This is a genomic window from Streptomyces sp. NPDC096012 (assembly GCF_040426375.1).
Classification (GTDB): domain Bacteria; phylum Actinomycetota; class Actinomycetes; order Streptomycetales; family Streptomycetaceae; genus Streptomyces.
Genome location: NZ_JBEOTD010000048.1, coordinates 43165 through 55734 on the forward strand (window position 1 = coordinate 43165; position 12570 = coordinate 55734).

A 12570-nucleotide genomic window follows, 5' to 3' on the forward strand; every position below is an offset into this window, starting at 1 on the left:
CGCTGAATGGGGGGGCATACGGGGGGCGGGGTCCCGTGCGGGCGGGTGCGGTCAGCCGGCCGGGGCGTTCCCGTCGCTCAGGCCATCGCCACGAGTGCCGTCGGACACGGGCGCGTGGTCGCGCGCCTGGGGTATGGGGGCTGAGGCCATGTGATTCGAGGCCATGTGTGCGGAGTCCGTGTGGGCGGAGCGCGTGTGGACGGCGTCGGTGTGGGGGGAGTCCGTGTGGACGGCCTCGGGATCGGGGTCGGCGAAGCCCATGTGTGCAGGGCCCATGTGGGCTGCCTCGGCGTGGGCGGACCCCGTGTGGACGGACCCCGTGTGGGCGGCGTCCGTACGGATGTGGGCGGAGCCCATGTGGACAGCGTCCGTGTGGACGGGCCCCGTGTGCTGCGCCTCTTGGTATGCCGCTTGCCCGTACGCCGCCTGCGTGCCCGTCGGCTCCCCGCCGGCCGTCTCTCCGAAGGCCGTCTCTCCGAAGGCCGGCTCTCCGAAGGCGGCCTTCCCGAAGGCCGGTTCCGAGTACGCCGGTTCCCCGTACGCCCGCTCTCCGTAGGCCTGTTCCTCGTACGCCGGCTCCCTGCCCGGTGCCGCACCGCCCAGCGACTCCGCACCTGCCGACTCCAGGTGCTGCTGGGCCTCGGCGAGCCCGATGCCGCGCTGGAAGGCGGCCACCAGACCCGGATCGTGGCCCGCGACGGTGTCGCTGTCCTGGCGGGGGGCGGGACCACCGCGCAACTGGGGCACGATGTGCTCCTGGGCGCGGCGGCGCGGCAGTTGGGGCTTGTCCATGGTGCCGCGCACGCTGCCGACACGTGGTCCGGGCAGGATGCCCGCGTGCGCCTCCACCACCGGCCGGTCCTCGGCGCTGATGCCGGGCACGGCCTCGGCCGGGGTCGGCCGCGCGCCCTGGGCACCCCGCACCGGGAGCGGAGCGAGAGCTCCGTTCCGCGTGCCGTCGCCGGTCTCGCTGTTCCGCCGCCCGGACCCGCGCTGGGCATGCCGTCGCCGCCCGGTGCCCGGGGCGGTACCGGCACCCGGCCCGGTGCCGGCCCCGGTCGCCACCTGGGAGTCGGGTCCCTGCTCGGATCCGGATGTGGCCCGGGGTCCGGCTCCCGGCTCGGATCCGGCTGCGGCACCCAGTCCGTCAGCTTGCGCGACCACGGCACCCGGCCCGGCCCCGATGCCGATTCCGACGCCCATTCCGGCGACGGCCGCTGACTCGGCCCCGGGTGCGACCGCCGGTGGGGGCGCGGTCGCCGTACCGGCCGGGAATCCGGTGCCGGGGCCGGCCTGGGCGGGCACTCCGGCCGGCCGCTGCTCCTGCGGACTCCGCCCGCCCGGCGACACGGGTGCCGGGACCCGCCGCAACCGCTGCATCGCACCGGCGTCCGCCGCATTCCCCCGCTGTGCGGCGTACGCCGGGGCCCCGGACATTCCGGTCGCCGTTCCCGGCAGTGCCTGGGGGACGGCCGTTCCCAGGAGCGCCTCGGGCACGACGAGTACGGCCTGCACACCGCCGTAGATGTTGGTCTGCAGGCCCACGGTGATGCCGTGGCGGCGGGCGAGCTGGGAGACGACGTAGAGACCGATACGGCCGTCCTCCAGCAGGCTGGCGACGTTGACCTGGTCGGGATCGGCGAGCAGCGCGTTCATCCGGTGCTGTTCGCCGACGGGCATGCCGAGTCCGCGGTCCTCGACCTCCACGGCGAGGCCGGAGGTGACGAGGTTGGCGCGGAGCAGCACCTGGGTCTGCGGCGCCGAGAACACCGTGGCGTTCTCGACGAGTTCGGCGAGGAGGTGGATGACGTCGGCCACGGCGTGCCCGCGCAGTTCGCCGTCGATCGGCGGCACCAGTTTGACCCGGGAGTACTGCTCGACCTCGGCGATGGCGGAGCGCAGCACCTCGGTCATGTGCACCGGGTTGCTCCACTGGCGGCGGGAGACGGCGCCGCCGAGCACGGCCAGGTTCTCGGCGTGCCGCCGGATCCGGGTGGCCAGGTGGTCCACGTGGAACAGGCCCTTGAGCAGGTCCGGGTCCTCGATCTCGTTCTCCAGGTCGTCGAGGATCGAGATCTCCCGGTGGACGAGGGACTGGAGCCGGCGCGCGAGGTTGACGAAGACCTCCAGCTTCTGCTCGCTGCTCGTCTGGCTGGACAGCTGGGCCGCCCGCACGACGGCGGTGACGGCGCCGTCGTGCGCGCGGGCCAGGTCGGCGGCGAGCAGTTCGAAGTCGTCGGCCTCCTCGGGGGGCCGACGGCGCGTGGTGCGCGGGGGCGGGGGTTCGCCCTGGCGCAACGCGTCGACCAGCGTGTGCAGGTCGGCTTCCCCGCGCGCGGCCGTGCGGCGCAGCGCCGCGACCCGGTCGGTGACCGAGCGGGCCGCACGGTCGGCGGCCACGGCGGCGATCAGGATGCCCGCGACCGCCACGGTGACCGCTCCGGCGAGGACGGCCCACAGGGTGGGGCCGGTGTGCGCGCCCACGGAGCGGACGCTGAAGAGCACGGCGGCGGTGGCGCTGAGCGCGACCGCGACAGGAGGCAGCACCGCGAGCCGCATGAGCTGAGGCCGTATGTGTGTTTCGGGCAGTGCGGGAGCGGGTCGGGCGACCGGTCGCCCGTGCCGGCCGCCCTCGCGACGGTCGGCGCGGGTGGCCGGTGCTCGGAGATGAGACATCTGCGTCCTCGTACTGGTCCGTCGGGCCTGTTTCTCGCGCGGAGCGGGCATGCGCCGATGCGGGCACGCGCCCTCGCGATGTCGGTCGACGGGACCGGGATGCCCGGCCTTGCGACGTCCGACGGACACTCACAGTAGTTGCCCGCACATCATGTGCGGTGGGCAGTTGCCAAACTCCTACGAGGAGCGTCCCGCTCTGGTATGACGCCTCGTACGACAGACCGATAACCGGGTTGAGGTTTCCCGGCCATCCCGAAAGCGATCGATAAGACCTGGTCAAAAACGGTCACCGCCTTGGTGCGGCATACGGCGATCCCCGATCCGCGGCCCTCCACCGTCGGACCGTTCTCCGACGGTGGTCTCCGCACACCGCGCTGCGCACGCCCCTGCCGGACCCCGGCACCGACCGCAGCAATGTCACGCAGAGTGTCAGCCTTGGCCCGAGGGACGTCCCCGCGAAACGAACGCCTCGCCGGCCACCCGCGCCCTCACGGAACGAACGTTTCGGCACTCGCCCGCGCCCTCGCCGTACGAACGTTTCGCCGGCCGCCCGCCCCTCGTAGGAAGACGCGGACCCGCGTCGGCAGCGGCACAAAGCAAGGCACAAGGGCACGCCGGCAAAGCGGCAGCCGACCGAGTCGATGCCGCGACGGTCTCCGGGAACGGCATGGCCGTCGTTACGGGAGGACGGTTGAATGTTCACCTTTTCATCACGATTCCGTCACTCGGCTCCCGGAGCCACCCCGTCGGCACTTCACACCCCTTACGGTCACCTGGCACCAACAGATTCATGGGGGACGCATGTCGTACAACCAGCCACCGCCTGCCCAGCCTCAGTTCGGCGGGCCCCCGCCCGGGCCGCCGGTGCAGCCCGGCGGCAAGCCGAAGTGGGCGCGGAAGCGCATCGCGATTCCGGCCGCGCTTCTCATCTTCTTCGTCGGGGCCGGCGTCGGGTCCGCCGGCAACACCGAAAAGGACACAACGAGCGTCAGCAGCAAGGGCGAGCCGCAGCCCACCGTCACTGTGACAAAGACCGCCGCTGCCGACACCTCACAAAGCGAGGCCGCCAAGACGGCCGGCGACGACAAGCCGACCGCCGACGCGCCCAAGAAGGCGACCGTCCCCGACTTCGTCGGCATGGGCCTGCAGTCAGCCCAGGACAAAGCGCAGGAGGCCGGTTTCCGCGGGCTCACTTCCCACGACGCACTGGGCCGGGAACGTATGCAGGTGTTCGACCGGAACTGGAAGGTGTGCAGTCAGAACGTGGAGGCCGGCGCCTTCAAGCCGACCGACACCGACCTCGACTTCGGAGCGGTGAAGCTCGGGGAGCACTGCCCGGCGAAGGACGAGAAGCCGCCGACCGCTGAAGACGGCAAGATGCCGAACTTCGCCGGCGATTCGGTCAAGGCCGCGCGTTCCGCCCTGGACTCCGGTGTCTCCCTCACGGTGGAAGACGCCCTGCCGGACGACCGCTGGGTACTGGTCGAATCGAACTGGAAGGTGTGCGCGCAGGAGCCGGCCGCGGGCACTTCGCTCAACGGGCAGCCGGTCACTCTCAAGGCGGTCAAGTTCGAGGAGACCTGTCCCTGACCGTCAGTCGGGCTGCGGCAGGGCACACCACGCCACGTACGTCATCGAGTTGATCGGGCAACCCACGCGATGAGTCTCGTCTCTGCCGGCTTGGATACAGCCACCGCAAGTGACTACGCCTACGACTGGGCGCTGATCGACGTGGAAACCTCAGGACTCGTGCCCCGACGGGACCGGGTGCTGTCGGTGGCGGTGGTGAGATGAGTAAGGGAACCGCCCGTGCCGGGGCGATCCCCAGGCGTCCTCATGACTCATCATCCCGACAAGCAAAGGACAATCCCATGGAGACACAGAACTGACGACTCATCTCCATCGCCTGGAGACGCCCCAACCCGGCCGACACCATCCTCGCCGGCGTCACCTGGTACGTCCTCCACACGACACCCGGCGTCCAGGAGATGGTCGCGGCCACCGCCGCCTTCATCGTGCTCCGCTGCGTCCGAATCCATCGCCCGGCCAAGTCGCCGGTAGTGCGAAGCCCCCCGTCTCTGCAGGGCGACGGGGGGCTTCGCGCCACCCGGGGCTGAGCAGTCGCCGCGGGCCTACTCGTCCCCGCTTCCTTCGTCGCCATCAGTCGCCTTCCGCGGTCGCGCCTTGCCTGACCCGGAGCAGCCGCGACGACTGTCCAGGAGGGGAAGGGACTTTGTACAGCTCAGGGGCATGGTCAGTGGTGCAGGCAAGTAAGGCACGTAGTGGGAGACGGTTCGGCCGAACCGTCTCCGGCACTCTCGATTGGCTGGGGATGCCCCTCAGGCCGTATCTGCGCCGCCGGAGCCACGGTCAGCGTTTGATGCGTCCGCGGATAGCGAGGGCGCCGAGGGCGAGGAGGGTTGGTTCGAGAAGACGGGAGGCCATCTCGATGTAGGTGCCGGCGATGGTGAGGTTCTGGCCGCTGGAGCGGAAGACGACCGAGTTGACGGCGACGCGGGTGGCCTTCTCCGCGCGCACCCAGGTCATTCGCTGCGGCCATCCGCCGCGCAGAGCCGGGTCGGGGGTGCTGGTGTTGAGGCTGATCTTGCTGCCGTTCAGGGTTCCGGTGGTGGCAGGGTCGGGGTCGTGCGTGGGCAGGCCGACGCCCACAAGGAGCAGCACGGTCACGCTCATGGCGGCAAGGAGCCAGCTGAAGGCGCGGGCGGCGTGCAGACCGTAGCCAGACAGCAGCCAGTACCCCCACAGCAGGCGCCGCTCGCCTTTCCTGGTGCCGGTGGTGTCGTGGCGGCGCATCTCGCATTCGCCGTAGTAGAAGTCGGCTGCGCCGGGTTCGTTCTTGCCGTCCTCAAACGCTTTGCGCAGCTGCCGGTAGAGGGCGGCGACGTCTTCCGGGTCGGGGGTGCGGGCAGGGTCAGGGTGATGCGGTCCAGGACGCCACGCAGGGGGCCTGGAGCCGGCGGTATGGGCGCGCCAGTGGTGTTCCTCAGCGAGGACACGCCGACTGGTGAAGTGGACGGGCAGCATGCCGCGGCGGTGCCAGCCGGTGGGGGCGTCGGCGAAGGTGGTGCGGCCCTCCAGGCTGATCTGGTCGAGGTGGAAGGCCCCGAAGAACAGGCAGTCGGTCAGGTCGGTATCGGTCAGCACCAGGTGCGCGGCATCCACGCCCCGCACCGACTCAACCCGCACGCGCTCCGATACGCTCGATTGCAGGCCTGGGTTGGCCAGAAGGTCCTCACTCACGGCCGTGCCGTTGTGGACAAAAGGGGTGGGGCGGGTGTGGACCGCGACGGGGGCGGTCAGGACCGCATCACTGAGGTCCACGGCCGCGTACCGCACGCTCAGGATCGCCGTCGATTCCCACCGCGTCCGCTCACACACCACCCCCCGCGCGGCTATCTCCAGCGTCACCGGCAGCGCAAACACCGCCCCGGACAACGCCACCCACTCCGCGCACACCAACGGCCCCAACACCGACACGCCCTCGAACCGCGCCCCGCCGAACTCGGCGGCGCCGGAGAACTGCGCCCCGCCGAACTCGGCGGCGCCGGAGAACTGCGCCCTGCTGAACCGGGCGGCGCCAGAGAACTGCACCCCGCCGAACTCGGCGGCCCCGGAGAACTGCACCCCGCCGAACTCGGCGGCCCCGGAGAACTGCGCCCCGCCGAACGAGGCGGTGCCGGAGAAATCCGCCTCGCCGAACCAGGCGTCACCGGAGAACTGCGCCCCGCGGAACCAGGCGGCGCCGGAGAACCGCGCCTTGCTGAACCGGACGTCGCCGGAGAACCGCGCCCCGTTGAACCGGGCGTCACCGGAGAACCGCGCCCCGCCGAACCGGGCGTCACCGGAGAACTGCGCCCCGCCGAACCAGGCGGCGCCGGAGAACTCCGCCCCGCCGAACCAGGCGGCGCTGGAGAACTGCGCACCGCCGAACGAGGCGGTGTCGGAGAACTGCGCCTCGCGGAACCAGGCGGCGCTGGAGAACTGCGCCCCGCGGAACCGGGCGGCGCCGGAGAACCGCGCCCCGCGGAACCGGGCGGCGCTGGAGAACTGCGCCCTGCTGAACCGGGCGTCACCGGAGAACTGCGCCCCGCCGAACCGGGCGGCGCCGGAGAACTGCGCCTCGCCGAACCAGACGTCACCGGAGAACTGCGCCCCGCGGAACCAGGCGGTGTCGGAGAACTGCGCTCCGCCGAACGAGGCGTCACCGGAGAACTGTGCCTCGTCGAATTGGGCGGCGCCGAGGTGAGGTTTGCTGGTGGTGGGGTCGGTGAGGGCGTTGAGGAGGCTTTCCAGCAGGGTTTGGCTGAAGGTGGTGGCGCGGTGGTCGATGGCGGCGCCGGGGGCCAGGCCGGCCAGGTAGGCGGTGCGGCCGGTGTCGGTGAGGTGGGCCAGGCACGCGGTGTGGCTGGGCACGCGAATGCCGCGGCAGCCGACCGGGTCGGTGGCCGGGTCCGCTCCCTGCCCACAGTGGGGCCATGTGGGCGGTGAGGGTGTGCTCATGGTGCAGCGGCTCCACCGGTGTGTGTCGAGCAGGCACGGACAAGGACGTACTGTCGACCGGTTCCGGTTCGGGCAACGGCCGTGACGAGGGTCGTCCGCCGCCGGACTAACACCAGCAGGGGCGCCCTGAAGGGTGCCGGCCGTGCTCGTCAACGGCCAGTGCCCGTCCCGAACGTACTTGCCTCACATGCCTGTTGTCTTTCCCGCTACCTGAGAAAGCGCTCGATATCAGCGGCCCCGGTGATCTTCGGTCTCGGTCTTCCGGCGCGGGTCCGTCCGAAGACTCCGACAGATCACCTGGGACCAATCCGCCGACAAACCGTCCGGACAGATACCCAAGGCCGCTGGTCGGCAACACGTCAGACGGCACGTCAAATCGGAACCTACATGCCTGCCCTGCCGGCCGCACGGTCGGCAGGGCGCTTTTGTCGGAGCCATCCCCCCATGGCCTGCGGCACACACGCACCATCAGGCGGGCGGCTACCGTGTCTTGCAGGGCGCGGGCTTCATCCATCTCGTTGAGGTCTTGCCGGTGGATGTCGGCGACGAGGGCGGACTCGAGGAGTTCCTCGGAGGTGGCTCCCTGGTCGTCGCCGACCATGACCTTGATGGTGGTGAGTCCGGCTTCGCGGGCTGCGGCGAGCCGGCTGCTTCCGTCGACCACGACGTGGGTGGTATTCGGTTCGAGGGCAGCTTCTTGTTCTGGGTTGGCTTTGACGTAGGCGTCACGGTTCGTGATCGTGATTGCATGCTTCTGGCCGTGGGTGTTGAGGCCCCCGGAAGAGCAACGAGTAGCGTTTCCGCGCCTCTCCGAGGATTCACCTCTCAGGGCGATTGCGACGTGCCCGAACTTCACGTGATCATGAATCGGAGTCACAGGTGCACTACTGACAGGAGCGGTCCGTTGGCCTCCAAGAAATCAAGGCGATTCAGGGTGATCCTGGCCGGCACTGCCGCTTTCGCGGCAACCATGCTGCTGACCGCGGGGGTTTCTCCTGCAACGGTCAAGCCGTCTGCCTGCAAGACCACTTCCTGTACCGGCAAGTACCCCGCACAGCAAGGATGCAACGACGGCCGCACAATCGACCGGAAGGAGCCCGGAGGAGGAGGCCCTGACGTCCTCCTGCGCGTCTCCGCTCGATGCGGGGCCGCATGGGCATACATGGGGAAAGCCAACTCGTCCTGGGATTACCGGATTCAGGGTGGCAGGGGCACAACAATGAAGACCTACTCGACGTGGGCCGACCTCAGCCGCCCTACCTACACCCCGATGGTCCCGACGAACAAGCCCTATCGGGCCTGCATCAAGGGAGTGACGGACGGGGATTGGTACTGCACACCGTGGCACTGACCGACTGCCATCAGAAAAGGGGGGCCGGCCGATACGGCGTAAACGGGGCGGGGCGGCGCCTTCTTCGGGAGGAGGCCCGTTTCCCTCGGTACGGGCTGCGGTCAGGTCACCGGTCGGCCGGCCACTGATCGTCGTCCCCACGGCTCACGACGTGCGTTCGGACCGAAAACCGCACCGCGCCATCCAACGTCGGCAGGGTCCTGATCTGTCGAGGGGCATCCGAGGGTTCCTTGCGAGGCGGCCCCGCGTCCAACGCACGGACGGTTCCTTGCGAGGCCCCCCGTCCAACGCACGGACGGTTCCTTGCGAGGCCCCCCGTCCAACGCACGGACGGTTTCTTGCGAGGCGGCCCGTCCAACGCACAGACGGTTCCTTGCGAGGCCTCCCGTCCAACGCACGGATCACGCGACCGTGCTCAGGATCGGAACACCGGCTCAACGCCCTATGAGCGGGCCGATCTCATGCGCGCCCGGTGTCACACGTCACCGGCGAAGTCGAGATCCTCGCTCCGCTCCTCAGCGGCGGCCGACACCACCGGCCGCGGCCGGCGCCACGGGTGAGCGATCGGGCCGGACACGGACCGCCACCACGGGTCCGTGGGAACATGCCCGGCCGGCTCGAAAGGCTCCCCAGGCCGGGGAGAAGCAACAGCCTGCCCGACCTCCTCAGCCGCGTCCCTGGTCCACTCCCCCGGCTCCGCCCACGCATGGAAGGCCAGGTTGAACGTCCCCCAGTGGATCGGCAGCAACACACCGTGCGGCCCGCCCCCTTGCAGGTCGAGGTGCGCCTGGACCCCCTGCGCCGGCGACATGTGAATGTCCGGCCACGCACCAGGCAACGGTCTATGATCCGTGTGGTTCTTGGGCCAGAACTCGCTGTACGCCCCGATCTGGATCATCGTGGCGTCGAACGGGCCGTGCGCGGCTCCGATGTCCTTGAAGCCCTCGAAGTAGCCGGTGTCGCCGCTGTGGTAGATCCGGTGCTCGTCGCCGGCGACGGCCCAGGACGCCCAGAGGGTGTGCTGCGTGTTGCGCAGTCCGCGGCCGCAGAAGTGGCGGGCGGGAGTCGCCGTGAGGGTGAGTCCGCCGACCTTGGCGGTCTCGTGCCAGTCCAGCTCGCGCAGCCGGTCCGGGGACACGCCCCAGTGCTCGAGGTGGGCACCCACACCGAGCGGCACGGCGAACACGGTGTCGGTGCCGGCCAGCGCCTTGATGCTGGGCAGATCCAGGTGGTCGTAGTGGTCGTGCGAGATCACGACCACGTCGACGTCGCCGAGCGCGGCGAGCGGCAGCGGCACCGGGTGCAGCCGCTTGGGCCCGGCGAAGGGGAACGGGGAGCAGCGCTCGCCCCACACGGGGTCGAACAGGACCCGGTGACCGTCGATCTCCGCGAGCACGCTGGAGTGCCCCATCCAGGTCAGCCGCAGTCCCGTGGCGGGCGGCTCGGCCAGGTCGGCGAAGGTCGTGGGATGCACCGGGACGGTGCCCTTCGGGGCGCGCAGGGGCCTGGTCTCCTTGTCGAGGAACATCTTCGCCAGGTCCAGCGTGGAACCGGAGGGCCGGGTGCGCGCGGTTCCGCCGGGGTTCTGGAAGACACCGTCCTCGAAGTGCGGGGAGCGGCGGATGCGCGCCATGCGCTCACCGCCCGGGTCCGCGCCGAAGGCCGCGGGCCGCAGCGCGCGGAGGCCGGAGCTCGTGGGACGCGGACCGGTCACGGTACCTCCAGATGGAGTGGCTGAGGTACCCCATTATGGGCGGCGCCTCCGACACCCACGGGACCACCGGGTCCACCTCGGCTTCCGCGCCCGCCGCCGAAGGGCCACCCAGCACGTTGACAGGCGGGGACCGGCTCCCCATACTGACTCGCTGTTCAGTAATGCGGCGATGCGGTGACGCGGCGATGCGCACCGTGGCCTCCCCGCGACGGCGGGCCGGCGGACACCGGGCGCGGCCACTCGGCCCGCGCGCGAGCCGACCGGCTCCCCCGGACCGGCCCTACCCTGATCACCGTCCCCGAGGAGGCCCCATGACCGCCCCCGCCCCCCTGATGTCGCTCGTCTGGACCGACCACGTCACCGGCCACCGGGGTTTCCTGGTCGTGGACCGGCTCGTGCGGGGCGTGGCCAGCGGCGGGCTGCGGATGCGCCCCGGCTGCACGCTGGAGGAGGTCGCGGGGCTGGCCCGGGGCATGACCATGAAGGAAGCCCTGCACTACGACGCCGGGGGGCGCTACATCCCGCTGGGCGGCGCCAAGGGCGGCATCGACTGCGACCCGCAGGCCCCGGAGGCGTACGGGCTGCTGGTGCGCTATCTGCGTGCCATGCGGCCCTACGTCGAGAGCTGCTGGACCACCGGCGAGGATCTGGGGCTGAGCCAGGACCTGGTGGAGCGCGCCGCGGCCGAGGCGGGTCTGGTCTCCTCCATCCAGGCGGTGTATCCGCTGCTGGACGACGAGTCGGCGGCCCGCGCGCGGCTCGCGGACGCCTTCGCCGTCGAGGTGGACGGCATCGGCCTGGACGAGCTGGCCGGTGGCTGCGGAGTCGCCGAGGCGGTGCTCGCGGCCCTGGACCGGGCGTCGGTGCCGTACCCGGGCACCCGGGTGGTGGTGCAGGGCCTGGGCACGATGGGCGGGGCCACCGCACGCTTCCTGGCGCGCGCGGGGCTGACCGTGGTGGCCGTCGCCGACGTCAAGGGCACGATCGCCAATCCGGCGGGCCTCGACGTCGAGGCGCTGCTGGCGGCACGGGACTCCTACGGCACCGTCGACCGGCGGGCGCTGCGCGCCGGGGACCGCGAACTGCCGGGCGACGCCTGGCTGTCCACCGAGGCGGAGGTGCTGGTGCCGGCGGCCGTGTCGTACGCGATCGACGCGGCCGCGCAGGGCCGGATCGGCGCCCGCTGGATCGTGGAGGCCGCCAACATGCCCGTGCTGCCCGAGGCGGAGGCGCTGCTGGCCGCGCGCGGTGTGACGGTGCTGCCTGACGTGGTGGTCAACTCCGCCACGAACGCCTGGTGGTGGTGGACCCTGTTCGGCGACATCGGGGCCGACGCCGACGAGGCGTTCGCGCACATCCGGCGTTCCATGCGCGCCCTGATCGACCTGATGCTCGACCGCGCGGAAACCGACGGCACGACGCCGCGCGCGGCCGCGCACGCCCTGGTGGCCGACCGGCTGCCGGTGATCACGGAACGCTTCGGGTGGTACCGGTGAGGTGTCCGCTCGCTCCGCCCACTCCGCCCGCTCCGCCCGGCGAACCGTCTGATGCGGCGCCGCCGTTGGCCACGGACTAGGGTGATCGCGTGGCGAGAGTGCGGTTGAGCGTGGCCGAGCGGCGGGAGGAGTTGCTGCGGGCCGCCATCGAGCAGATCGAGGCGCGGGGCGTGGCGGCGGTCAGGATCGCCGACGTGGCCGCGGTGCTCGGCGTGAGCAACGCGCTGGTGCTCTACCACTTCTCGACCAAGGAGAAGCTGGTCGCCGCCGCGTTCACGTACGCGGCGCAGGACGATCTCGCGCATCTGCGCAAGCTGCTGGGGCGCCGCACGTCCGCGCTGCGCCGGCTGCGGGCGGCGGTGCGCTGGTACGCCCCCACGGGTCAGGCCAAGGGCTGGCGGCTGTGGATCGAGGGCTGGGCCGTGTCCCTGCGCGAGCCCGCCCTGCGGGAGGTCACCCGGAACCTGGACAGGCAGTGGAAGGCGGCGCTCACCGAGCTCATCGCCGAGGGCGTGGCGGCGGGCGAGTTCGGGTGCGCCGACCCGGCGGGTTCCGCGCTGCGGCTGACCGCGCTGCTGGACGGACTGGCCGTACAGCTGACGTCGTACCCGGGGGCGGTGCCGAGGGCCCGGGCCCAGGACTGGGTGGACGAAGCCCTGGCCCGGGAACTGGGCCTGGACCGGGAGGCGTTGACCGAGCGCGAGCGGTGAGCGCCGCGCACGAGGCGGGGGCGACCGCCCCCGGCCCGTCGGGCCGGGGCACGGCGCGGCCGCGCCGCGAGGCCCCGGATGCGGCCGCGCTACCGCGTCGGC

General features: G+C 71.4%; 6 protein-coding genes and 1 pseudogene. 4 read left to right on the forward strand and 3 right to left on the reverse strand.

What is annotated here, in order from left to right; all coding sequences use genetic code 11:
- Positions 1–759 precede the first annotated feature (759 nt).
- Positions 760–2676: pseudogene (locus tag ABVB68_RS32425) on the reverse strand (sensor histidine kinase); the annotation flags it as partial.
- 801 nt (positions 2677–3477) lie between these two features.
- Here ABVB68_RS32425 and ABVB68_RS32430 point away from each other — a divergent pair.
- Positions 3478–4266, forward strand: a complete 789-nt coding sequence (locus ABVB68_RS32430) for a PASTA domain-containing protein (RefSeq protein ID WP_353604758.1) — start codon at positions 3478–3480, stop codon at positions 4264–4266.
- A 780-nt stretch (positions 4267–5046) separates the two neighbouring features.
- On the opposite strand, the gene ABVB68_RS32435 is transcribed toward ABVB68_RS32430, so the two are convergent.
- On the reverse strand, positions 5047–7197 hold the full coding sequence (locus ABVB68_RS32435; protein ID WP_353604759.1) for a pentapeptide repeat-containing protein: 2151 nt from the start codon (positions 7195–7197) through the stop codon (positions 5047–5049).
- Between the two features lie 532 nt (positions 7198–7729).
- Between ABVB68_RS32435 and ABVB68_RS37075 the strand changes: the two genes are divergently transcribed.
- A complete protein-coding gene (locus tag ABVB68_RS37075; RefSeq protein ID WP_503006423.1) occupies positions 7730–8548 on the forward strand; it encodes a DUF2690 domain-containing protein in 819 nt (272 codons plus the stop codon).
- A 475-nt stretch (positions 8549–9023) separates the two neighbouring features.
- Here ABVB68_RS37075 and ABVB68_RS32450 read toward each other — a convergent pair whose 3' ends face one another.
- A complete protein-coding gene (locus ABVB68_RS32450; protein ID WP_353604760.1) occupies positions 9024–10262 on the reverse strand; it encodes an MBL fold metallo-hydrolase in 1239 nt (412 codons plus the stop codon).
- A 311-nt stretch (positions 10263–10573) separates the two neighbouring features.
- Here ABVB68_RS32450 and ABVB68_RS32455 point away from each other — a divergent pair, with 311 nt between their 5' ends.
- Both ABVB68_RS32455 and ABVB68_RS32460 read left to right on the forward strand, forming a co-directional pair.
- Entirely contained in the window at positions 10574–11758 is a 1185-nt protein-coding gene (locus ABVB68_RS32455) for a Glu/Leu/Phe/Val dehydrogenase dimerization domain-containing protein (RefSeq protein ID WP_353604761.1), read from the forward strand.
- A gap of 89 nt (positions 11759–11847) precedes the next feature.
- A complete protein-coding gene (locus tag ABVB68_RS32460) occupies positions 11848–12468 on the forward strand; it encodes a TetR/AcrR family transcriptional regulator (RefSeq protein ID WP_353604762.1) in 621 nt (206 codons plus the stop codon).
- Positions 12469–12570: the final 102 nt, after the last annotated feature.